Here is a 23,619-nt window from a genome sequence, read left to right as displayed (position 1 = left end):
ATGAGCTATGACGTACAAGTTGCGCGCCAGAGCCTGAGCGCACTTTTTGATCTTAAGGGGCAACCCGAGGCAATCGAAAGCTGGGTCAAGGACCTGTTGCCGAGCTTGCCAAAACAACCCAATACCCGCATCGGGCAAGAGGGGGCCGAACTGTACCATGTCGGCCGAAATCACTGGATTGTTCGGACTGGGCTAAATCGTGAACAGGAATATGAGGAAAGGCTCAAACCGGCCGATTGCCCGGAAGATATCAGCATCGTACGAATTTCGGACACGCTGACGTTTTTCCGCGTTGCCGGACCCGAGGCGGCCGACGTGATGGCCATTGCCTGTCCGCTGGATCTGAACGAAACCATATTCGGCCCGGATGACGTGACCTATTCCGAGGTGTTTGGCCTGAAGGCGCTCGTGACAAGGTGTGATGGCGGTTTCGAATTCGCAGTCGAACAGAGTTTTGGCGATATGATTGAGGATTATCTGGCCCGGGCGACCGCCTGAAGAAACGGAGGTTCACAGCTTGGGCCTTTGTTCTTGCAGCTTTGAATGGGCCGCCTAGCGGACCAATTTCCGCAACTCACGAGAATAACGATCCTGACTTGAAGTCAGAGCGAAACCACCTGTTGAATTGCAATATCCGGCATGAAAAGGTCCGCTCAATAAGCGCCTTTCGAAATGCTGATTGCCATGCTGACAACGCTGACCTCCATTCTGCCGATCTTTCTGATTATTGCCCTTGGGCTGGCCCTTCGGAAAGGCGGCATTCCCAGCACGGACTTCTGGAATCTGAACGACAAACTTGTCTACTGGGTATTGATGCCATGCCTGCTGTTCAGCAAGATCTCAATGTCGCCTTTGGACAAATCAGCGCTTGGGCTTTATTCGGCCACGATCCTTGGCGGGTTTGTTGCTGCGCTGATCTTTGCGGTTGTCAGTACGCGCCTGATGGGTTTCGCACCGCCACAGGGGACATCCATTTTGCAGGGCAGTGCCCGGCACAATTCCTTCATAGGACTTGCTCTGGCGGCAAACCTTTTCGGTCCGGCCGGGTTTGACATCGCCATTCTGGCTACGGCGATCCTTGTTCCGATCACCAATATCGTCATGGTGATCATGCTGGTCGGTTCTTTGAAAAGCGACAGAACCACGAGTCTGCCGCTGGCCATTCTGCGTGAACTGGCCCGCAACCCCTATGTCATTTCAATCCTGCTGGCAGTGGGTGCCAACCAGCTGATCGGAGACCGGATTCCGGTGGTTCACGATGTGGCCGATGTTCTGGGTGCGGGGGCGCTGCCTATTACTCTGCTGGCCGTTGGCGCAAACCTGAGAGTCCGCGCAATGGCTGCCAGCACAATACCCCTGATCCTTGCGTTCACGGGCAAGATGGTGGTTTTCCCTGTCGCGGTTCTGGTAATCGGACTGGCCGTTGGACTGCCGCAGAACGTGCTGCAGATCGCCGTGGTTTATTCCGTTGTTCCGACGGGTGCGTCCTCTTACACGTTGTCAAAACAACTGGGTGGTGATGCGCCTTTGATGGCGGCGATCGTCACGCTGCAGACCCTGATTGCTGCGGTCAGTATACCGCTTTCATTGGCGATACTGCTTCCGATGGCCGGGTAATACAGTTCCAAGCGACCCTCGCTGAAGTTTGCCCAAAAGCCGTTTGCCCTTTGGGCTGTCGTTTCATGCCTTTCAATTCCAACCCGATGCCGCAGGTATCCGGGCAAACAAGCGTCGCGCCGCCTTCATCCATGAAGGCTTACTTTATTCATAATATTTTTGAAATTGAGTTGCTAAAAAGTAAACATTGTATGATAAAAGTAAGCGCCACCTACCCGGCCAGTGACTGCTGGAGGACAAGAATGACAGTAGCCTTGGCGAAATCAGGAATTTCGCGCATCAAACCCCACATGGTCGCAGGGGCGATTGATGCATCACCTCCACCGTCTGTCCTGCTAAATTCCAATGAAAGCGCGTTTGGTCCCAGCCGTTTGGCCCGGACCGCCGCGCAGGCAGCCACAAGTTCAATCGAACGGTATCTGGAAAACCCCGATCTAACTCTCGCCCCGGCCATCGCTGAACATTTCGGCCTCGATGCCACGCGGATCACAACCGGGCAGGGATCGGACGACCTGCTGGCACGGCTTGCCCGCGCTTATCTGGGTCCGGGTACTGAATTGATCCGCAGCGCGAACGGGTACCTGAAGGTCCCGAACTATGCGCACGCCAACGATGCAGGCGTCGTGTCGGTTGCGGACGATGGTTTCAAACCCTCTGTCGACCGCATGATCGAAGCCGTGACCGAACGGACCCGCATCGTCTATCTGGCCAACCCGGAAAACCCCGCAGGCACGTATCTGAACGGCTCTGAAATTCGCCGCCTGCACGCCGCCTTGCCAGACAATGTACTGCTGATAATCGACGCGGCGTATGAAGAATACATCGATGCCGAAGATTACGAGCCAGCGCATATTCTGGTTGAAGAGGCCCAAAACGTGGTCATGTGCCGTACATTCTCAAAAATCTACGGTCTGGCAGGCGCGCGCGTGGGCTGGTTGTATGGGCCTGACGACATCGTCGATGTCGTTCGCAGGATCGGGCTGACCTTTCCGGTTGCTTCGCCTTCGGCAATGGCTGCGATCGCCGCATTGGAGGACACAGCCCACACTCAGTATGTTCGCGATGCCAACCGCTTGGGCAGGAACTGGATCACCGCCGAGATGCAGGGGTTGGGACTGGACGTCATCCCCAGTCAGGCAAATTTCGTTCTTGTTCACTTCCCGGATGGCAACAAGTCAGCAGAAGCTGCGACACGCGCGCTTTTGCAGCACTGCATTGCCGTGCGGCGGTTCGCATCGCCAGCGTACACGGACTATCTGCGCATTACAGTCGGGCATATGCATGAATTGAAAATTGCACGGGACGGAATTGCCAAATTCCTGAACGGTGGCGTGTAATGGGTATGTCTTCCGGAATTACGGTGGACGCGCCAAAGGTTGCATACCCGTCGGGGCGCGCGATCATTGCGCAGCTCAAGGCCGCACAGGTTCAGGAAATCGTCGCCCTTCCGGATATCGTCACCAGCGACGGTCTGTTGTGGCCCATTTCCAAGGATCCCGATTTTCGACTGACGCGGATCTGCAAAGAGGATGAAGGTGTCAGTATTTGCGGCGCCATGTCCTACAATGGAACCCGGGCCGTTCTGATGATGCAGCAGACAGGGTTGATGGACTCCCTAAATGCAATTCGTGCGATCGGGATGGATTATGAATTGCCCGTTGTGATGATGGTTGGTTTGCAGGGCAAGGAACCACATGTGCACCCGGATCAATCTTCCTCCTACGGTGTTCGGATAATCCGCCCTGTCCTTGACGCGATGGAGGTATCGCATTCGCTGATCGAAGAACCCGGCGACGAAACCCACATACCGCAGGCCATCGCAATGGCCTATGCATCCTCGCAGCCTCATATCTTTCTGATCGGCAGACCTCCGGAGGCGTCATGACGATGCGTCGCGACGAGGCGTTGCGGGCGCTGATCCCCCACATTCATGACAGTGACATTGTAGTTGCAGTCTATCAAAGCTGCTTTGACTGGCTGGCCCTGAACCCGCGAGACCTGAACTATGTCGCCGTTGGCGCGATGGGTCAGGCATCGTCCCACGGGCTGGGTCTGGCGCTGGCCAATCCGGACAGGCGCGTAATTGTTCTTGATGGCGACGGCAGCCTGCTGATGAACCTCGGGTCGCTGGTGACGATCGCCGGCGCTGGCGTGTCGAACCTCTATCACTTTCTTTCGGCCAATCGGGTTTACGAGGTGAACGGAGCGCATCCGTTGCCCGGTGCTGAAAAGGTCGACTTTGCTGCAATGGCCTGGGCGGCTGGCTATGCCGGGGTTCAGCGATTCACCAATGTTGACAGGTTCGCCAAAGCCGCGCCGCAGATCCTGTCTCTGGCAGGCCCTCAGTTTGTTTCGATGGAGATCACGGCAGGAACCTCCTATCCCAGAGACTACGCCTACATTCACAGCGCAGAGGCGCGTTCGACTTTTCGCGCAGCGCTCAATCGCCGATAGCTGCAAGGTTCGGCCTCACAGGCCGAAGCTTGGCAGCGCCCTATTGCGGGCGGGTTGAGACCGTAATGAACTCGACAGCATCAGACAGGATTTCACTGAAGCCGTGCGGAAGCTTGGCATCGAAGCTCAATGTATCCCCCGCAGACATCTGGAAATTCTCTCCTCCGCAACGGTATGTGGCCTGCCCTTCGATCATGTAGATGAACACATGACCTTCGTGCTGATAGTTGGGCAAATTGCCGGATTGCTCTTTTGAAATGCGAATTCGCGCAGACTGAAAAATCCCCCCGGGTGCCGAGTGCTTGCCCAATAGGAGATAGTTATGCGCATGCCCCTGCGTGATGCGCCGCGCGGGCAGGCCATCGCCAACGCGCGCGTGATGAACATCTGCAGCGATATCCGACCGGGCAAACAGCGCCATCAGCGGCACATCCAGAGCATCTGCCAAAGATTGCAGTGTTGAAAGCGAAGGCGAGACGTTGGCGTTTTCGATCCGGCTGATCATCGCAGTGGATACTTGCGCCCGAGCCGCAAGATCGCCCAGCGTCAGTTCCCGTTCATGCCGCAACCGCTGAAGCGTCTGACCGACTTCACTTTCAGGGTCGTTTTTCTTTTCCACTTTCAACGCTGCCGATCAGGTTATCCGGGGCACAAGATTGGCACAGCATCGACATCCATACCAGTGCAGGATTCACAAAAAACCATTGTCGCGAGGCTTATTGGTCATCCGTTGCTTCGATTGGATTTTTGCAATCACATCACGGTGATTCTTTTCGCTTTCGGCGGAACAAAACCGGTCTCTCGCAGGTTTGAGCATCCACAAATGAAGCTTAATGATGTTATCAATCTCTATCACTCGCCCGCGTATGGGACATGTTGGTTTTCGGATGCTCAGTTCGTTTTTCGGTAAACCCCGGCACCACCCCATCTGTCGATGACGACAGAATTACGTTCACACGGCAGACCTTTGTTCTGTAATGCAATCTTGAACGTAGGTCGTCTTCTTGGGACGTGGCGCACGGCAATCGTTTTTGTCGACGGAAAACTGGCTGACAGTCTATTGGGTCGGTTTCCAGCGCCTCATAGCAGCGCAACTCAAAGCCAAAAATCCACCCCCAGCCATGCGCGGCTCATTCGGAGGTCAGAAGATTTTTCTTTTTGATTTGGCGTATTTGTTGCAAATTGGTGAACAAATCGTTTCCCATTTCTCTCTTTTTTCAGTTTTTGACCCCGCATGGATTGGACGGAAACATGGCCGAGAAAGACTTTATCGCAAATGCAGCACCAACCTATCTGATTAACCAGGCCAACAGCGGCGACACCTACAGCCTGTGGCGGCTGAACATGGATCTGCCTGAGCTGTTCGAACAGATCCTGTTGTCGCCCGGATCAAACTTTCCATCCAGCACAAAGCTGTGTCCGATCGGTGGGTATATGCTCTCCTATGATCTGTCGCAGCTTCAGGACCCAAAAGATCCCCATGTTCCTTATGATCTGTTCGAATTTGACCCGACCAACCCCGACCCGCTGAGCGTTCAGCCTTTGCAATCGGGGAAATGGAAGCAGCACAAATTCTGGCAGTATTTCGATCACTATACCTGGGATGCCTCTGAAACGGATATCGTGCAGCTTGTGCCCATGACGGGATATGTCATGGCCTATATGCCGACAGCTGCACGCGGGACATATATGCTGTGGAATTTCGATCCCGCACCCAGCCCGATGTCGCCGCCCGACCCGCTGCCTACCTCGATGGGGCCGCAGGATGCCTTTGCTGAGATCACCGGCGGTAGCGCATTGCTGCCCATGGGCAACTATGTGCTCGAATGGATCGCGGATCATTCGAAATACCGCGTGTGGAACTTTGATCCGCAAAACTGGCATCCGTTGTCGATGCCGACGATATCTGAAGGCACGCGCCCGGACATTGATGCCTCGCACCACCTAATCGCCATGGGTGAGAACATTCTGGACATTGCGCCCGGAGATGGGAGTTACCGGCTTTGGGGGTTTGATCCGTTCCTTCCCGACCCGTTTGTCGGCCCCCTGAAACAGGGCGCCTTGCCTCAGGGGTTTGATGTGTCCGGTCAGCTGACTCCGGTACAGATGCCGATTCCCATTGATGCCGCCAAAGCCCTTGTTCCCGGCACTATGGATTTCATGCGCACCAATATCGAACATGTGGTCGTCTACATGCTTGAAAGTCGGACAATGGACAGTGTTCTGGGCTGGCTATACGACGCGGACGCACCCCACCTGAACTATGTGAACGCGGAACCGCCGTTCAAGGCAAACTCAAAATCCTATACGAACACTTACAAAGGCACCCCGTATCCGGTGCACCAGTATGAGGATGGCAAGCTGAGCGATCAGTTCGTACTCTCCTCGCCCAAGATCGATCCGTTTCATTCGACAGCCGACAGCATTCAGCAGCAATACAGCGGCGGTTTTCCTGCCTATCAAAGCGGTGCAGTGCCGGACATGGGCGGGTTTGTGTCCAACAACCTCAGCCCCGAAGCAATGAGTTCGTTCAGCCCGACACAATTACCGGTGCTGAACGGTCTGGCCGAGAATTACGCGGTGAGCGATTATTGGTTTTCACCCATGCCGGGCGGCACAATTGCCAACCGGGGTTTTGCCCTGTCGGGATCGAACTACAACATTACGGTAAACTGCGAAGGTGAGCCGCAATACACGCAATACGCAGAGCGGCCCTTGCGGCAGCCGATCTGGAAAGTGCTTCAAAACAACGGCCATCAGGACTGGAAGATTTATTACTCGGTGGAATGGGAGAACCAAGTGTTCACCTATCACCTGTATATGCGCAATCAGTTGCCCAGCGTGGACAAAAGCAAGTTTCAGTACGTGCAGCCGCTTAGCACATTCATTGCAGATGCGAAGGCGGGGATGCTGCCGAAATTCTCGTTCCTCGAACCCGCCTGGATCGCACCAAGTGGCGCGACCTCGTATCATCCCGGTGCTTCCGGCGACATGGTTCCGGGCGAACGCAAACTGAAAGAGATCTACGAGGCGCTGAGGGCCAGCCCGCAATGGGACAAAACCGCATTGGTGATCACGTTCAGCAAGGGCGGAGGAATGTACGACCATGAGGCACCACCGATGGCACAACCGGCCTGGCCGAGGGATGTGAACGACGGGTTCAAGTATGATGTTTTGGGTCCGCGTGTTCCGACAATAGTGGTGTCGCCGCGAGTGAAATCCAACACGGTGTTTCGCAGTGGCCAACCGCAGCCGTATGAAGGCACCTCTCTGCTGTCGACGGTTTTGGACTGGTACGGCATCCCGCGTGCGCGCTGGGGCTTGGGCGATCGGGTACAGGCGGCACCGACTTTTGAATCCGTGTTTGAACTGAGCGATCCGCGCACCGATCACCCTAAGCTCTCGGTGCCTTACGACAAGGACTATCCGCCTATCGGTTCGGATGGCTGATCCGATGGCTGAGTTTTCCTATTCTCTGGGGGCGGTGGAGCTGTTGAACGAACTGTTCCCACCTGCCGAACTTGCCAATTCCGATCTCGGGTTGACCGACCGCGAAAGCGTGATTGCGCATTACACAAGGAACTCGCTTGAGGCTGACGGGTTTTCCTCGGGCAACGTGCAGGTCACAAAGTCAGGCGGGCAATACCGGGTTTCGATCTCGGCTGATCAGCCGGAAGCGGCGTTGTCTGTCTTTGCCGAACACCATCAGAAACTGTTCGCGCCGGATGCCGCGGGCAAGGCGGTCGCGGGAAAAAACCTGTTGCAGGACCTTGGGGTCTGGAACCCGATGGCCGGTTATCCGGTCAACAGCGACAAGGACGACGGCCTGTGCAAATGGCATCTCTTCCCGCCACTGGGGCTGAACGTCCTGGGTCAGCGGGGTTTGTTGCTGATGCATTACCCGCCGTGGCAGGTGTTGCAGCAGGGTACTTTTCTGGAGTGTATGACCATGCATCGCTGGGATACCGTGTTGCGGGCCAGCGGAATTCCCGCGGATGACGTGAGTTTTTACCGAACCATTGTGGATGTAAATCCAATCGCCGCGCCCGGTGCAGGTCAAAGCGAATACCCCAATGACTATTTTCCCATCATGATGGCCTCGGGCTTTTTCGATGGCCCGCCCGAGCGCAGCTATATCCGATCGATGCTTAACCTCTATCTGAATGGGCCCAACGCAACAGGTGAGCGTCACACGCTGCCGCTGCTGGTCTGCGGATCACCTCTTTATGATCCGCAGGCTCCCGGCTGGTTCAGGGTCGCGTTCAAGGATGATATGCCGAAAGACGAAAACGGCACGCCGGAAACGCCGGTCTTGCAGGTCGGGAAAGTACGGATTTCCCCCGACGACCCGCGCGAGACACCGTATATGGTTGCCAACCACATGATCGCGGCAGGAGTGACCGGAAAGTGCACGGACTGCGCGAAAAAGATACCGGATATTCGGATGTACGAGGCGCAGGATTTGGTGGCTGCGTCCTTTTTGTTTGAATACACCAAAAACCCCGATATCGAGCCGGAGCAGGCAAAGGAGAATGCCTGCCAACGCTGGTTCGGCAACACCAAAGGGCTCGGGCCGCCCAATCCCGGTGACCCACACGACGCGCAGGTCATGTGCGCGCTGGCCCAGATGGACTTGTTCTATTGTCCGGGACCGCCGCCGCACCCGAAATACACGTTCGACGAAGCGATGGCGCGGTGCGCCGGGGCTGGGAACGAAACCTGCGGGTGCAAGATTGCGCCTCCGTCCGGACCGAAGAACAGCATGACACACAGCTAGCGAGGCGTCCAAGAACGGGACAATTGATGTCTTTCATGTACCTCAGGTGTTTTCGTCCTGTTTCAGACCAGTGATTTCGTATGTTCTGACGGGCGCCCCGATGCCGCGCAGTTCAACCGTTCCATGTTCGACGCAGGCGATTTCGGGTTTGATCCGGTCATACGTGTCCTGCGAAATCAGAATGCTACCGGTGCGCGCAGCGTTTTCAAGGCGCGAGGCCTGGTTCACAGCGCGGCCAATCAGGGTGTAATCCATTCGGGACTCGCTGCCGAAATTGCCAACGGTGCAGTATCCGGTGTGAATGCCCATGCGGCATTCCAGAGGTTTTCGGATGCCTTCTTTCAGCCACTCCTCGCGCAGCGCTCCAAGTCTGTCACGCATGGCAATCGCCATTTTGGCGCATGCAATGGCATCATTTTCAGGCCCGCGGGTTTCCGGATCGCCAAAAAAGATGACAATTCCGTCGCCGACAAACTTGTCGATGGTCGCGCCAAAAGACAAAGCAACTTCGGACATTTCTGACAGGTAGTGGTTCAGCAATGTCTTCAGATCTTCGGAACTCATCTGTTCGGCAAGCTCGGTGAACCCGACCAGATCCGAAAAGAAGATCGTCAGAAGCTTGCGCTCCGACGTCAGTCTGACTTCTTTCCTGCGATCGAAAATCGATCGATATACCTGCGGTGACAGGTACTTGGACAGCTGGTTTGCAACGGCTTCCAGTGCATTTGTTTTCTGACTTAGTTCAGCGGTGCGCTGTTCGACCTTCTGCTCAAGATCGACATAAAGCTTGGCGTTCTCGATGGATATTGAGGCTTGCGCCGTCAGCAATTCGGCAATTGCAACCCGCTCCTCCGGGAATGCTCCGGCGGCCAGGTTGTTCTCCAGATAGGCAATCCCGGAAAAGCGGTCGGAACGGATCACCGGAACACACATGACCGAGCGGATCTGATTCCTGACGACATAAGGATCAATGCCATACCGCGGATGGCCGGCTGCATCGTCGAGAACCAGAGGTTTCTGGGTTCGGGCCACATAATTGACAACGGACATTGCTAGGGTATCGGGGTCGGGTTCAAACTGAATATTGCGTGTTTCCAGGTCGCCCTCTTCAACGAGGCATTCAACTTCGGCCAGTAGTTGATCGTCATTCATTGACAGGAAAACGCCACGCTGCGCGCCCGTGCTTTCCAGCAGAATGCGCATTGTGCGTGACAGCAGATTGCTCAACACGATTTCGCCCGAAATCGCGCGGGCCGCATTCATGACCGCCTGCAAGTCAAGAGCGCTGTGCGAGATCGAATATCCGCTGTTTTCTGCATCCCTGTCCCCCGATGAACGGGTTGGTGCGATGAGTTGAAGGGTGGGGTTCTCGGCATCCATCAAATCGACTTTCCGCCTTGCACCCCATCGGTGATACAGGCGGCGAGCAGCGTCCAGATGCGCATTGGCCGCAAAACTCTGGCCGATCTTCTCAAAGGCCGACGACGCGAGTTCGTGAATCATGGCCCGGTCGCGGGTAAACCCGTTCTCTTCGGCACATGCGACGGCCCGGGTATAACACGACAGCGCATTCAACATATCGCCCTGCAAGCGCGCAAACTCTCCGCGCATGGCAAGGTCGAGATGGCTGAAATTCTCGGGGCAGTGCTGGGCCCAGTCGGCCATATGATTGGCGTGTTCTTCCATCTTCAGCCATAGGTGCGGTTGCTCGTCCGCAGGGGATGTCTGGTACGTCGCGGAATAGGTCAGAAAGGCCAGAAACCGGAACCGAACGGATTGCGGCAGCGACATGACACTGTCCATCAACCTTTCCTGCGCGGTCACGTGCGGAACGGCTCCCTTGAAGTCGCGGTACAGGCAGTAAAGTTCGGTCTTATAAATGTGATAATTCGCGACACCTGTCATGAACCCGCGCTCGGTCATTCTATTCAGGCAGGAAACTTCATCGAACGTCTCATCGCTAAGTGAATACAAATCCCGGGTGTTGCCTGCGAAATTCTGCAACATCTGCAGAAAAAGACTGCCTGAATCGTAGCTGTCCGCATAGTTGCAGTCTTTGACGATCACCATGTATCGCGACTGTTCGGCAATTGCGGTTTCAAGATCCAGACGCGGGTCCCAGATGATGCAATCCTGAGCGTTATAGGCCAGATACAACAGATCGCCCGACTGGTATCCCGCCTCCAAGCCACGGGTGAACCATTCTGTCATCGTGCTCCAGTGGTGGCCCCAGTGGTGGATGAACATCGTGTAGACGTAAATAATGCGGGATTTCAGGGCGATGTCGTCATATGCCTCGTTCATTGCAAGCGAGAGCTTGCCGAACTTGATCGCTTCAGCAGGGCGGTTCATGCCCCCGCACAGCAACATCCCGTACGTCGAGTAGGCAAAGGCGGTTTCGGCCGAGTTTCCGAACCGCAGTGACAGGTTGACGGATTTTAGGATCAAGAGACGGAACAGGTTTCCGGCACCTGACAGAAAGGCCGCAGGAAAGATCTCCATCAACAGCCCGACCGCCGTTTCCATATTGGCGTCCGTCATACGGCCCACGTTGATCAGATCGGCAATCTCCCGGCCTGCCAGGTTGACCGAAATTTCTGCGATTTCTGCTTCAACCTCTGCATCCGAGACATCCGCCGTGAACCTGATCCCAAGAAGGGAAAGCCCTTCGAGTGCTGAATCGATGGAGTCTTTCATCCGGCCTAAGGTCGAGTAATGCCTTGTTCTCATCGACAACACACGCGCCTTGTCCAGCGAGGTCCGAAGGCTTTCCAGCGCGCGCGACAACTCGGCATCGGCCTCGTCATGCAAGCCGTTCAGATAGGCAGTTTGTGCATAAAGCGATGACAGCGATCTGGTCAGCCCATAGGCCTCTTGCCACGGGTTCGAAGGAAGGAGGGACCGGGCAACACGCAAATAGTTCAAAGCCACCTGATAAGAGGACGCATTGTGCGCAATGCGAGCAGCCGCCAGGTTCAGTTCTGCCAGTTCGCGCTTGTCATCTTTCCCGGTGATCAGTTCGCGCGCCACGTTCAGATGGCGAACGATCTTGATCAGGCGTTCGTTTTGCGGCTCATCCGTGTCTTCGCTCTGCAAAAGTCGTCCGATCGACAGATGAACGGGCTGTTTTTCGGCATCATCAATCAACTCGTAAGCGGCCTGATGCAGACGATCATGCTGGAACCGGTAGCGCGGGTTGACTGCCGCATCTGCCCTGGCGTCCGTCAGAGCTGCGGCCTGATCGAAAAGCTGGTAGCTGTCGTCCAAGGGCAGGATGATGTTGCGGGCCAGGGCGCTCATCAGGGACAGGCCCAGCTGCTCTTTAGAGCGCTGATGAATCAGAGACAGCTTGGCCATGTCGAACTCGTGTCCGATACAGGCGGCCATGCGCAACGTTTCCTTGGTGTCATCCGGAAGCTTGTTCAGGTTTCCAATCAGGAACTCGACAATGTTATCGCCAATTTCGGCCTTCCTGATCGCAGCCAGATCCCATGTCCAGCGACCATGTGTGCGGTCAAAGTTAATCATCCCATCGTCGAACAGGGATTGAAGCAGTTCTTTTACAAACAGGGGATTGCCTTCGGTTCGTTGAAAAAGAACAGCGCCAAGCTCTTGCGTGTCCGCCTCATCCGTTCGGAATGTCCGGGCAACTATCTGGTTCACGACCGCCTGATCCAGCGGCGGCAAGGTCAGATCATGTACCGCCCGTGTCTTGGCAACCTCCTTGCGCATCAGGCTCAGCAGGTGGCCGCTGTCCACTTCATTCTCGCGATAAGCGCCCAGAATAAGCAGATGACCTATGTCCCGGGCCGTTGCCATTTTCTGCAAAAGGTTAAGTGTCGGTGCATCGCTCCATTGCAGGTCGTCAAGATACAGTACCAGCGGGTGGTTTTCATCCGCCAGCAGCCTTACGAAGCTTAGAAATGTCAGTTGCAGCCGGTTCTGCGCCTCGGTCGGAGGAAGGGTCGGGACCGGCGGTTGCGGTCCGATGATCAGCCCCAGATCCGGCAGGACATCCAGCAACACTTGTGCGTTTCGTCCCAATGCGCCGACTATGTTTGATTTCCACGTCGCCAGGGACTCTGGCGGTTCCGCCAGCAGTTCCTGAACCAGCCCGGAAAATGCAGCGGCAATGCCGCTATAAGGTCTGACCCTTTCAAACTGGTCAAACTTGCCGCGCAGAAAAAAGCCGCGCGCCTCAAGAATTGGCCGGTTCAGTTCCGCGACCAGCGCGGTTTTCCCAACCCCTGAACTGCCGGAGATCAGGCATAGCTCGGATGCGCCGGCCTCTACCTTGGCAAGCAATTGGGTCAATTGTTCCAGCTCGGCATCGCGTCCGATCAGCACTTGTGGAACACGAAACGTTTCGGACGTGTCTCGCTGCGCGATATCGAAGGGCGCAATTTCACCTGTGCGCGAGAGGCTTCGGCGGCAGATCTCAAGATCGTGCAACAGGCCAAACGAGCTTTGGTAGCGGTCTTCAGGGTTTTTGGCCAAAAGCCGCAGCACAATCTCGACCAGCGTCGCTGGAACATATGCCCCGGCATCATCCGGGACACGTGGCCGCTTGGCGATGTGCGCATGGACCCATTCAAGTTGCGTTTCGGCCCTGAATGGCAATTGCCCAAACAAAAGTTCAAAGAATACGATACCAAGAGAATAGAAATCCGATCGGTAGTCGACATCGTGCGAAATCCGTGCGGTGTGCTCGGGCGAGATATAAGGCAGATGGCCCTCGATCAGTTTCGAAGCGACTTTCCCCTGATGTTCCCGCGAAAGGGCCGTCGCGATTTCGAAATTCATCAGCCGGACGCTCCAGTCCGTGTCATCCAGCAGAATATTCTGTGGTGCGATGTTTTTGTGAACCATACCGCGCGCATGGATGGCGTCCAGCGCAGTGGTAAGCCGGACTATGATGTCGACAACACGCTCAAGCGGCCATGTGGCGGTTCGTTTGGCGCGCAGGTAATGCGACAATGTCCATCCGGTCGCGGGGCTGATCATGACCGGGGCGCCATTGCCAAGGAAAACCATATCCGTGACCGGGATAATCCCGTCCAGGCTGCCTAGCTCGTTTAACAGCCAATACTCACGTTCCAGCCGCTTGGCATCCCGAATATCGGGGAACTCGGCAGACAAGGTTTTGACAATCGCCGGCTGCCCGCTTTTGCTGTTGCGGGCATGAAAAAGCGAACTTGCGTAAAACGCCTCGATCTGCTGTTCGATCTGGTATCCGGCGATTTCAAGATGCAAGGCAGAAACTACCTTCCTGAAAGACTACAAGGAACTGTTTAAAAAAACTGTGACACAAACGCGGGCTCCTGCATTATTACACAGGATGAAATTAAGATAGAGCATAACCTTGATTAACTATTTTGGATACGGCTCTAATATGAATTTTACTTCATTAAGAGCTAAAGGCGTCACACCTTCGGCGTCCCGTGCGGCGACGCTCAGGGGGTGGCGTTTAACGTTCAATGTCGAGCATTTCTTTCGCCACGAAGGGGGCGTTGGAAATATCGAACAAACCGGAAACCCACAGGACCGGGTTCTGGGCGTTCTGCATTGCTGCAACGAGGCCGACCTTGCAGCGCTGGACCAGATGGAAGCCTATGGCGTGGGGTATGACCGGACTGTGGTCGACATCGAAACTGTTCAGGGGACCGAGCAGGCGCTGGCCTATGTTGGCTTGCCGGATTTTGTCAACGACGCCTGCCTGCCAACACGCCGCTATCTGAACATTCTGGCGCGCGGGGCGTCCGAGGCCGGCATTGACCCGGAGTACATTGCGGCGCTGAACCGGCATCCGGTTCTTCAGCCACCGGTCCTGCCCGCCTTTGACCCGGGACCTGTTCCCCGTGTCATTGACCACACCGGGCTTGCCCGGCACCTGACGGTGTTGGCGGGATCTGTCTTTGACATGACGAATGCGCGTCCGGCGCAATCTATCGGGAAGGACTGGTTCGGCGGCAGGGAAGTCACGGTGTTTTTGCTCAAGCGACTGGACACCAGCGACGGGACCGAATGTCTCGAAGATATCCTGAACGACCGGCTGCGGCCGGACCAGAAAGACTGTCTGAACACCTATCTGCACGCCTTTGCGGATGAGTATCAGTATGCAGGTCAATTCGACTATACTTCCCTGCCAGCCGAAAAAAGGCTAGGATAGGGCTTTTTAAAGGGGGGTATTATGGGCCATCTGGCAGCGTCTCCGCATGGAGTCATCTCGGAACCTTTGCCTGACATATTTTTCGTCACCGGCACACGAGAGATGCATTTCAATGACATTGACTGGCAGTTCAGCCGGAACATGACGATAGTTCGCGAAGGTGTCAGGCTGATATTGTTCAATGCGGTCAGGCTTTCCGATGACGGGTTGAAGGCGCTGGAGCAGTTGGGCCGGATTACCGACGTCGTTCAGGTCGGTGGTTTGCACGGAGCCGACGATGCCTTTTACCGGGACACATTTGGCGCGACCTACTGGGCCCAGCCTGGTGCCGGTCAGGAAGGCGTTCCGGTGGATCGTGAACTGGTCGAAGGCGGCGAACTGCCGGTATCAGGTGCGCAGCTTTTCACCTTCAAGACCACCAAGACCCCGGAATGCATTTTTAGGCTCGACCGGGACGGCGGTGTAATGATCGCGTGCGACGCATTGCAGAACTATCTGAACCCTGACGAATTCTTCAGTAAGGATTCTGCCGAAATGATGGAAGGCATGGGGTTTTTTACACCGGCCAATGTCGGCCCGGTCTGGATGCAGGTGTCTGAACCTCAGGCCGAAGATTTTCAGCGCTTGTCGGCTCTGGAATTCAGGCACGTTTTCTGTGGCCACGGCGCGCCGGTGTTGGGTGGCGCGTCTGATGCCTACAAGGCGACTTTCAGGCGGCTTTTTGAATTTTGACTGACCGGCGCGTGTGCAAACGGCACACGCGCATCCTTTTACTTTTGGCCCGCCCCTCGGGAGCGTGCCCAAGACCTATTGTTTGTTCAAAGAGGAATTCGTCATGACGAGCGCAAATTGGAAAGCAAATCCCTCCTCAGATCAGTGGAACGATCCTAACAACTGGGACACAGATCAGATACCGATGGCAAACGCCCAGTTCGGAGGATCCTCTCATACCGCGATAACCTTCACTCCTGATTCAATGGCTCAGATCGAGTGTCTTGAGTTTTCGGAACAGTCGGATGCCTATTCATTCACAATTCGGGATCTTGCCAAGCAGCCCGCGCTGACGATCACCGGGCGCGGCATCGTCAATCAATCGCTCAATACCCAAAGCTTCATCGTGGCGTCCTTTGGAACCTACAACCAACCTCAGCTGAAGTTCACAGGTTCTGCATCCGCAGGCGAGGGGCCGGTCACGTTTTACGCAGGCCCTCCGTCGCTGGAAACGACCTACGGGGGCGGCACGATCGCCTTTCATGACGACGCCGATGCCGGGGCCGCGTACTTCACGCTCAGAACCGGGAAAGTGCCCCCTCCGGACAGAAACAGCAGTCTTGGTGGCACAGTAAAATTCAGCGAACGTGCCCGCGCGGGAACCGCGACCTTTTCGATTTTTGGAACTCTGGGCAGCGACGGGGATACCTTTGCCAATGCCGTGTTTCATCAGGCGGCATCGGCGGATCGGGGCACTTTCATCAATCACGGTGGCACTGTCCCGGGCGGTGATGGCGGCAACACGCAGTTTTACGACTATTCGACCGCCGGACAAGCGACCTACCTGAATTTTGGCGGCACCGCAGTGGATGCGGACTGGCATGGGGCCAATGGCGGTGACGTCGCTTTTGACGGCTGCGCGACAGGCGGGCAGGGAAAGTTCAACAACTACCCGGCTACAATCGACGGTGCGCATGGCGGCGTGACCAGTTTCAACAACAACCCCAACTATCCGGCGATGGACAATCCCGGCGCATCAGCGGGCGACGGGACCTATATCAACTATGGTGCAACAAAAGACTGGCCCGGAGGCGGCGGGCATACCGAATTCACAGCGCGCTACGGTTATGCCACAGCCGCCAACGCAACCATTGTGAATTTCGGAAGTGCCGTAAACCGCAGCTCGGGCGCGGGGCATACGATCTTTTCAATCAAACCCCCGAACGAATTCTTTTCCAGTGCCGGTAAGGCGACAATCTGGAACCACCCCGGTCAGGCTGGCGGCTATACGATATTTGAATCTTCCTACGGCACCGGCGCGCCAAATCTTCCACCGACCGCAGAAACTGCGATCTTTCACAATCTGGGCGGCAATGAACCGGGTCAGGAGGGCGGATATACCTCGTTCACGGATGTGGGCACCGCAGCCAGCGCCACTTTGATTGCTTATGCAGGGGCGCGCGGCGGCGATGGTGGTCAGGTCCTGTTTTCCGACAAATCCACCGGAGGCTCGGCAACGGTTCAGTTGATCGGCAATGGCGTGCTGGACCTCAGCGGACATGATGACGGTCTTGGAATCGGACAACTGGATTTGACCAATGGCATACTGAAGATCCAGCTTGGTCCGAACCCCACAACGCTCAGTGTTTCCGGGGCCGTAAATGTAAATCGTTCCCCGGTAACATTGGTTTTTTCCTTCCCTCGCGGTCATGGTCCGAAAAACGGGGTTGAGTACCCCGTTCTTCAGGCTGCGAACATGGCTGAACTGGATGTGGCCCAATTCGTTGGCAACGCCATTGATGGCAATTCACCGAAATTTGTGATCACCGGTGACACCCTGAAGGTATCCTACTAGGCCCGCATCCGAATTTATGCGGGTTATTCCCGAAAGTGCCTTGCAGAAAACACTAGACAGAACTGTCTATTGATGCTGTTGTGGAATGGACAGTTATGAACAGTACTATTGTTGTCCGAATCCAAAGCACTCAGGGAAGGGAATGGGCCGATGAAGTCACACTATCGTGCGGTCGTTATTGGTGGGGGCGTTGTCGGCGCGTCTGTTTTGTACCATCTGGCCAAATTCGGCTGGAAAGATGTCTGTTTGATCGAGCGGAACATTTTGACCGCGGGCTCAAGCTGGCACGCCGCAGGCGGCTTTCACGCCCTGAATGCGGACCCCAATATCGCTGCATTGCAGGCCTATACGATCGACCTGCTGTCCGAGATCGAAAAGGAATCCGGACAATCCGTCGGGATGCACATGACTGGTGGCCTCACACTGGCCGGAACACCTGACAGATGGGAGTGGTTGCAATCGGCGTATCGCACATTTCAGGCCATCGGCATCGACGACGTGCGCCTTGTGTCGCCCAAAGAGGCCAAAGAGCTGTGCCCGATCATGTCCGATCACGGGATTCTGGGCGGCATGTGGGCCGAGCGCGAAGGATATATCGACACCACCGGCACGGTCCATGCCTATGCGGGCGCGGCCAGGAAGCACGGTGCAGAAGTCATAGAACACAACCGGGTTCTGGAATTGAATCAGTCCCCGGACGGATGGGAGGTCGTGACCGAAAAGGGGACGATCCACGCCGAACATGTTGTCAACGCCGCCGGCCTGTGGGCCAAGCAGGTGGGTCACATGGCCGGTATCGAACTGCCGGTCTCGCCGCTGAACCATCATTACCTGATCTCCGACACGATCCCGGCCGTCGAGAAGCTGGAACGAGAACTGCCGTTGGTCGTGGATCTCGAGGGCTTTACTTACATGCGGCAGGATCAGAACGGCATCCTGCTGGGCATTTACGAGATCGATCACTAACACTGGATGATGGACGGCGCGCCCTGGGAATACGGTTTCGAGTTGCAGCAGGAGGACCCGGATCGGATTGAAAAAGAACTGACGCTGGGTTTTGAGCGTTTCCCGGATCTTCAGCATGTGGGCGTCAAAACATGGGTGAACGGCGCCTTTACCTTTTCACCGGACGGCAACCCCTTGGTCGGTCCGGTACGCGGCAAGCCCGGCTACTGGTGTGCCTGCGCGGTGATGGCAGGTTTTCTGCAAGGCGGCGGCGTCGGGAAGTCGCTGGCCGAATGGATGATCCATGGTGAGTCCGAGGCGGATGTCTTTGGCATGGATGTCGCGCGCTACGGGCCATTTGCCGAGAACAGACAATACATCAAGGAAACCACCGGTCAGTTTTACACCCGGCGGTTTGTGATGACCTATCCGAACGAACAATTGCCGGCCGGCCGTCCGCTGAAAATGGCGCCTGCCTATTCGGACATGACCGAAGCGGGCTGCCAGTGGGGCGCCAGTTGGGGACTTGAGGTTCCGCTGTACTTCGCCCCCGCCAAGGATTTTGCAGAAACACCAACCCTTAAACGATCCAACGCATTCGATCTCGTGGCCGAGGAGTGTAAAGCCGTTCGAGAAACCGTTGGGCTGCTGGACATCTCCGGATTCTCGCGTTTCGAAATCTCGGGTCCCAATGCAGAAGCCTGGCTGGACAATCTGATGGCCAGCAAATTGCCTGGGCCCGGACGGGCAAGACTGGCCCCAATGCTGTCCCCCGAAGGCAAGCTGAAAGGTGATCTGACAGTCTTCAACTGGGGCGACGGCACATGGTGGATCATGGGCAGCTACTACCTGCGCGAATGGCACATGCGCTGGTTCAATACCTACCTGACCGATGGTGTCACGATCCGCGACATTGCCGATGATATTGTTGGGTTCAGCCTGTCTGGGCCAAACAGCCGCAAGGTTCTGGAAAAACTGACGGATGGCCCTATCGGCGACCTTCGGTTTATGGGGTGCGGTACATTCGATATCGGACTGATCCGCGCCAAAGTCGGCCGGCTTTCAGTAGCGGGAGAGCTGGGATACGAAATCCACTGTCGAGCGGCTGAACACATCGCTCTGCGCAAGACACTTCTGAAGGCCGGAGCGGATCTGGGCATACGTGAAGTTGGTTTCAACGCGTTGCTGTCACTGCGGCTGGAAAAGAGTTTTGGCATCTGGTCGGCTGAGTTTACGCAAGCGTACACGCCCGCGCAAACGGGAATGGATCGATGGATTGACTGGTCCAAGTTGTTCATCGGAAAGTCCGCGGCCGAAGCGGAACGCATGGCCACACCGGATCAGGTCATCGTCACGGTTGAGATCGACAGCCAGGATGCGGATGCCAGCGGTTATGAACCTGTTTGGAAAGATGGCAGGCGCGTGGGCTTTGTGACATCGGGTGGATACGGGCACACAATACGGAGATCGCTGGCCATGGCCATGGTGGATCGGGAATGTGCCGAGGAAGGGACTGAGTTGCAGATCCACGTGGTGGGCGTTGAAAAAACGGCGCGTGTGATTGCCGCATCGCCCTATGATCCCCAAGGCCTGGCGATGAGAGGGTGATGCGATGAGCCCAGAAAGCAACGGCCGGGGTGGCAGGCGCAGGGGACGCGGCGGCGAGACCGTCAGGACCCCGGCGCGCGATGTGAACTACCGCCAGCTCAAAAACCCGTTTCCGGCGATGGACGTGTTTTCGGCAGATGAGATTGCGAACATGCACGCAACTGCCCTGCGATTGCTGGAAGAGCTGGGCATAAAAGTTCTGTTGCCCGAGGCCCGGGCTATTTTCGCGAAAGGCGGTGCCCGCGTCGATGAGGACACCGAAATGGTGAATATCGGACGCGACATGGTCGACGCGGCGCTGGCAACGGCGCCAAAGTCCATCACCTGCCGCGCGGGGGCGCGACACCGGGATGTGATACTGGAGCTTGGCAGCCTTGTATTTCAAGCCGGGGCAGGGGCACCCAACGCGACCGACCTCGAACGGGGGCGGCGTGCGGGTTCGGCGCGGGACTACAGGGAATACACGCAGATCAACCATCACTTCGATGTGTTTCAGATGCTATCACCCTCGGTCGAACCTCAGGATGTGCCGACCCATCTGCGGCACTATTTTACGACCGAAGTTCAACTGACGCTGTCAGACAAGTTTCCGTTCCTGTTTTCCCGTGGCACACCGCAGGCAATGGACAATTTTGAGATGCTGAGGAACTTTCGGGGTCTGTCGGACGATGAATTCCTTGCCACGCCTCATGCGTACACGATCATAAACACCAATAGTCCCCGTACACTCGACATCCCGATGGCGCAGGGTCTGATCGATTTTGCCCGACACGGGCAACTTTCGATTGTCACGCCCTTCACGCTGATGGGGGCGATGGCTCCGATCACGGTGGCCGGGGCGATTACGCTCAGCCATGCCGAGGCGCTGGCGGCGATCACGCTGACCCAGCTGGCCCGTCCGGGTGCGCCGGTCTGCTACGGCACGTTCACGTCCAATGTCGACATGAAATCCGGGGCGCCCGCCTTTGGGACACCTGCGCATTTTCACGCCTCGCTCGCGGCCGGGCAGCTGGCGCGTTTCATAGGTTTGCCATGGCGTTCCGCTGCCGGTTCAGCGTCCAATCTGAACGACGTGCAGGCGGCAAACGAAAACCAGTTTGGCCTGTGGGGGTGCCTGATGGCCGGTGCAACGGTGATCATTCATTCCGCAGGATGGCTCGAAGGTGGGCTTAGTGTTTCCTACGAAAAACTCATCACCGACGCCGAGGTTCTGAACATGGTGGCCGAACTTTGCGCCGGGCGCGCGGCGGGGGCCGATGAAATCGGACTGGATTCTGCACTGTCGCAGGTAGAACCCTGTGGACACTTCTTTGCCGCGCCGCAGACAATGGAGCGTTACAACACCGAATTCTATGAACCGATTGTGCACGACTATGCCAATTTCGGCACCTGGAGCGAACGCGGCTCAGTTGACGCCTCGGCGCGGGCGACCAAGGTCTGGAAAGATATTCTTGCTGCAGACAAAAGACCCGATTTGGATGGTGCACGGGTCGAAAACCTGAAACAGTTCATCGCAAAGCGCACGGCGGAAGGCGGTGCACCGCCGGAGAGTTGAATGAACAAGCGTGCCCAACCCATTTTGAACCGGGATGACCCGGAAAAGGACCCGCTGGTCGGAAACATCAAGGTCACCCGCGAAGACTGGCTGAACCTGTCGCGCGACGTTCTGGTTCACGAAGGTGTTGCCGAGCTGAAGATACTGTCTCTGGCCCGTCGGCTTGGGGTCTCGCGGTCCAGCTTTTACTGGTACTTCGAGGACAGGGCCGATCTTCTGGCAAAGCTTCTGGAGGAGTGGGAGGCGCGGAACACGCAAACGATCGTAACCCACTGCGCAAAACCCGCGCCAGATATCTGTGCTGCGGTTTGCAATTTCTTCCGCTGCTTTGTGACCTCGGATCTGTTCGATCAGGGGCTGGATTTTGCGGTGCGGGAATGGGCGCGCCGCGACGATCAGGTCAATGCTCTGATCGACGCCGCCGATAAAACCCGACTGGCCGCCATAACCGAAATGTACGCGCGCCACGGCTACGACGCCGGCGACGCAGATGCGCGTGCGCGCATACTGTATTTCATGCAGATCGGATATCACGCGGCAGAAATGCGCGAAACCATGGAGGTGCGAGTAAGCCGGATCGAAGGGTTCCTGAATGGTTTTACCGGAAAGGAACCTTCAGCTGAGTTGATTCAGAGTTTCGTGGCCTATTCACTGGCAATGGATAAGAAAGAATGACGCGGTATTCGGCATTTCAGGTTTTTCGCGAAGGTTTGCGCGGTCAGAAAGGCTGGGCCAAAGCCTGGCGGTCTGCCACGCTGAAACCAGCCTATGATGCGGTGATCATCGGCGGTGGCGGGCACGGGTTGGCAACCGCCTACTACCTTGCCAAAAACCACGGGATGACCAATGTCGCCGTACTTGAAAAAGGCTGGCTTGGCGGCGGCAATACCGGGCGGAACACCACCGCGATCCGCTCCAACTACTTTTATCCTGAAAGCGCCGCGCTTTATGATTTTTCGGTCCGGTTGTACGAACGCCTGTCCAAAGAGCTGAACTACAACGTCATGTTCTCGCAACGCGGTATGCTTGTGACCGCCCATTCCGAGCACGATATGGAAATGGCCGCGCGGCAGTACAACGCCATGCGTCTGAATGGCATAGATGCTGAGCTGCTTAGCCGGGAAGAGATCCGCAAGCGGGTTCCTGTTCTGAACTTCCGGGACGATGCGCGTTATCCCATTCATGGTGGTGTCAATCAGCCGCGTGGCGGAACCGGTCGGCACGACGCGGTTGCCTGGGGATATGCGCGCGCGGCCGACCAATTGGGCGTGGACATCATTCAGAACTGCGAAGTGCAAGGCTTTGTGATGGAAGCCGGGCGTTGCGTCGGTGTGCAGACGTCATTGGGTGAAGCGCGCGCGGGCGTGATTGGCGCTTCTGTGGCGGGGCATTCGTCTGTTCTGGGGCAACTTGCCGGGTACAAATTGCCCATCCATTCCTATGCGCTGCAGGCGTTTGTATCCGAGCCGTTGAAACCGGTTCTGGATACCGTCGTGTTATGCCCGGCACTGGGAACTTATGTCAGCCAGTCCGACAAGGGCGGGCTGGTGGTCGGCGGTGGGCTGGACCGAGTGCCGTCCTACGGTCAACGCGGCAACCTGCCGATGCAGGAAGTCGTTTTGGGCGGGCTGGTCGAGATGATGCCGGCCTTGGCCAAGGTGAAGCTTCTGCGCCATTGGGCCGGGATCGTCGACGTGACGCCCGACAGTTCTCCGATTATCGGGCCGTCGGGCGTGGATGGCATCTATCTCAATTGCGGCTGGGGTACCGGCGGCTTCAAGGCGATCCCGGCGGGCGGATATCTGCTGGCACATCTGATGGCCACGGGCGGCCATCACGAGATCAGTCGCCCCTTTGACATCAGCCGTTTCGCAACAGGCGCGCTTGTGGATGAAAGCGCGGCCTCTGGCATTCCGCACTAGGAGGTT

General features: G+C 56.5%; 17 protein-coding genes and 1 pseudogene. 16 read left to right on the top strand and 2 right to left on the bottom strand.

Annotated elements, in window-relative coordinates:
- The 5 genes from ACR0J8_RS19550 to ACR0J8_RS19530 all read left to right on the top strand — a co-directional run bounded on the left by ACR0J8_RS19550 (window position 1) and on the right by ACR0J8_RS19530 (window position 4,071).
- Window positions 1–498 carry a sarcosine oxidase subunit gamma gene (locus ACR0J8_RS19550; protein ID WP_480526715.1) on the top strand — a complete coding sequence of 166 codons (498 nt, stop codon included), beginning with the start codon at window positions 1–3 and terminating at the stop codon, window positions 496–498.
- A gap of 174 nt (window positions 499–672) precedes the next feature.
- Window positions 673–1,617, top strand: coding sequence for an AEC family transporter (locus ACR0J8_RS19545; RefSeq protein ID WP_480526717.1), 945 nt, complete (start codon window positions 673–675; stop codon window positions 1,615–1,617).
- Window positions 1,618–1,859: 242 nt separating this feature from the next.
- Window positions 1,860–2,954 (top strand): pyridoxal phosphate-dependent aminotransferase, encoded by a 1,095-nt coding sequence (locus ACR0J8_RS19540; protein ID WP_480526719.1) that lies wholly within the window; start codon window positions 1,860–1,862, stop codon window positions 2,952–2,954.
- Window positions 2,954–3,502, top strand: coding sequence for a decarboxylase (locus tag ACR0J8_RS19535; RefSeq protein ID WP_480526721.1), 549 nt, complete (start codon window positions 2,954–2,956; stop codon window positions 3,500–3,502). Before ACR0J8_RS19540 ends, ACR0J8_RS19535 begins: the two co-directional genes overlap by 1 nt.
- Window positions 3,499–4,071: a thiamine pyrophosphate-dependent enzyme gene (locus ACR0J8_RS19530; RefSeq protein ID WP_480526722.1), complete on the top strand. Its 573-nt coding sequence runs from the start codon at window positions 3,499–3,501 to the stop codon at window positions 4,069–4,071. Before ACR0J8_RS19535 ends, ACR0J8_RS19530 begins: the two co-directional genes overlap by 4 nt.
- Window positions 4,072–4,111: 40 nt before the next feature.
- On the opposite strand, the gene ACR0J8_RS19525 is transcribed toward ACR0J8_RS19530, so the two are convergent.
- Window positions 4,112–4,690 carry a helix-turn-helix domain-containing protein gene (locus tag ACR0J8_RS19525; RefSeq protein WP_480526724.1) on the bottom strand — a complete coding sequence of 193 codons (579 nt, stop codon included), beginning with the start codon at window positions 4,688–4,690 and terminating at the stop codon, window positions 4,112–4,114.
- A 385-nt stretch (window positions 4,691–5,075) separates the two neighbouring features.
- Here ACR0J8_RS19525 and ACR0J8_RS19520 point away from each other — a divergent pair, with 385 nt between their 5' ends.
- The 3 genes from ACR0J8_RS19520 to ACR0J8_RS19510 are packed head-to-tail and all read left to right on the top strand — an operon-like array spanning window position 5,076 to window position 8,848.
- On the top strand, window positions 5,076–5,372 hold the full coding sequence (locus tag ACR0J8_RS19520; RefSeq protein ID WP_480891726.1) for a hypothetical protein: 297 nt from the start codon (window positions 5,076–5,078) through the stop codon (window positions 5,370–5,372).
- Window positions 5,323–7,521 carry an alkaline phosphatase family protein gene (locus ACR0J8_RS19515; RefSeq protein ID WP_480891723.1) on the top strand — a complete coding sequence of 733 codons (2,199 nt, stop codon included), beginning with the start codon at window positions 5,323–5,325 and terminating at the stop codon, window positions 7,519–7,521. The genes ACR0J8_RS19520 and ACR0J8_RS19515 overlap by 50 nt, the downstream gene beginning before the upstream one ends.
- A gap of 4 nt (window positions 7,522–7,525) precedes the next feature.
- Complete coding sequence (locus ACR0J8_RS19510; RefSeq protein WP_170613922.1) at window positions 7,526–8,848, top strand: hypothetical protein; 1,323 nt, start codon at window positions 7,526–7,528, stop codon at window positions 8,846–8,848.
- Window positions 8,849–8,890: 42 nt separating this feature from the next.
- Here ACR0J8_RS19510 and ACR0J8_RS19505 read toward each other — a convergent pair whose 3' ends face one another.
- Window positions 8,891–14,101 carry an AAA family ATPase gene (locus tag ACR0J8_RS19505; RefSeq protein WP_480891720.1) on the bottom strand — a complete coding sequence of 1,737 codons (5,211 nt, stop codon included), beginning with the start codon at window positions 14,099–14,101 and terminating at the stop codon, window positions 8,891–8,893.
- A gap of 109 nt (window positions 14,102–14,210) precedes the next feature.
- Here ACR0J8_RS19505 and ACR0J8_RS19500 point away from each other — a divergent pair, with 109 nt between their 5' ends.
- From ACR0J8_RS19500 to ACR0J8_RS19465, 8 genes and pseudogenes are all read left to right on the top strand, one after another.
- Window positions 14,211–15,017: a gamma-glutamylcyclotransferase family protein gene (locus ACR0J8_RS19500; RefSeq protein WP_480526730.1), complete on the top strand. Its 807-nt coding sequence runs from the start codon at window positions 14,211–14,213 to the stop codon at window positions 15,015–15,017.
- A gap of 21 nt (window positions 15,018–15,038) precedes the next feature.
- Complete coding sequence (locus ACR0J8_RS19495) at window positions 15,039–15,749, top strand: MBL fold metallo-hydrolase (RefSeq protein WP_480526732.1); 711 nt, start codon at window positions 15,039–15,041, stop codon at window positions 15,747–15,749.
- A 103-nt stretch (window positions 15,750–15,852) separates the two neighbouring features.
- Entirely contained in the window at window positions 15,853–17,583 is a 1,731-nt protein-coding gene (locus ACR0J8_RS19490) for a hypothetical protein (protein WP_480526734.1), read from the top strand.
- A 150-nt stretch (window positions 17,584–17,733) separates the two neighbouring features.
- Window positions 17,734–18,813 (top strand): annotated as a pseudogene (locus ACR0J8_RS19485) (NAD(P)/FAD-dependent oxidoreductase); the annotation flags it as partial.
- A gap of 12 nt (window positions 18,814–18,825) precedes the next feature.
- The gene (locus tag ACR0J8_RS19480) at window positions 18,826–20,136 is read left to right on the top strand and encodes a glycine cleavage T C-terminal barrel domain-containing protein (protein WP_480891779.1); all 1,311 of its coding nucleotides are present in this window, start codon (window positions 18,826–18,828) and stop codon (window positions 20,134–20,136) included.
- A 4-nt stretch (window positions 20,137–20,140) separates the two neighbouring features.
- Entirely contained in the window at window positions 20,141–21,691 is a 1,551-nt protein-coding gene (locus ACR0J8_RS19475) for a trimethylamine methyltransferase family protein (protein ID WP_480526735.1), read from the top strand.
- Window positions 21,692–22,366: a TetR/AcrR family transcriptional regulator gene (locus tag ACR0J8_RS19470; protein WP_480526737.1), complete on the top strand. Its 675-nt coding sequence runs from the start codon at window positions 21,692–21,694 to the stop codon at window positions 22,364–22,366.
- The gene (locus ACR0J8_RS19465; protein ID WP_480526738.1) at window positions 22,363–23,613 is read left to right on the top strand and encodes a sarcosine oxidase subunit beta family protein; all 1,251 of its coding nucleotides are present in this window, start codon (window positions 22,363–22,365) and stop codon (window positions 23,611–23,613) included. The genes ACR0J8_RS19470 and ACR0J8_RS19465 overlap by 4 nt, the downstream gene beginning before the upstream one ends.
- The last annotated feature ends 6 nt before the right edge of the window (window positions 23,614–23,619 follow it).

This window comes from Ruegeria sp. N11 (genome assembly GCF_056531525.1).
The sequence above is the reverse complement of the archived record's forward strand: the minus strand, read 5'-3'. Positions and strand labels throughout refer to the sequence as shown.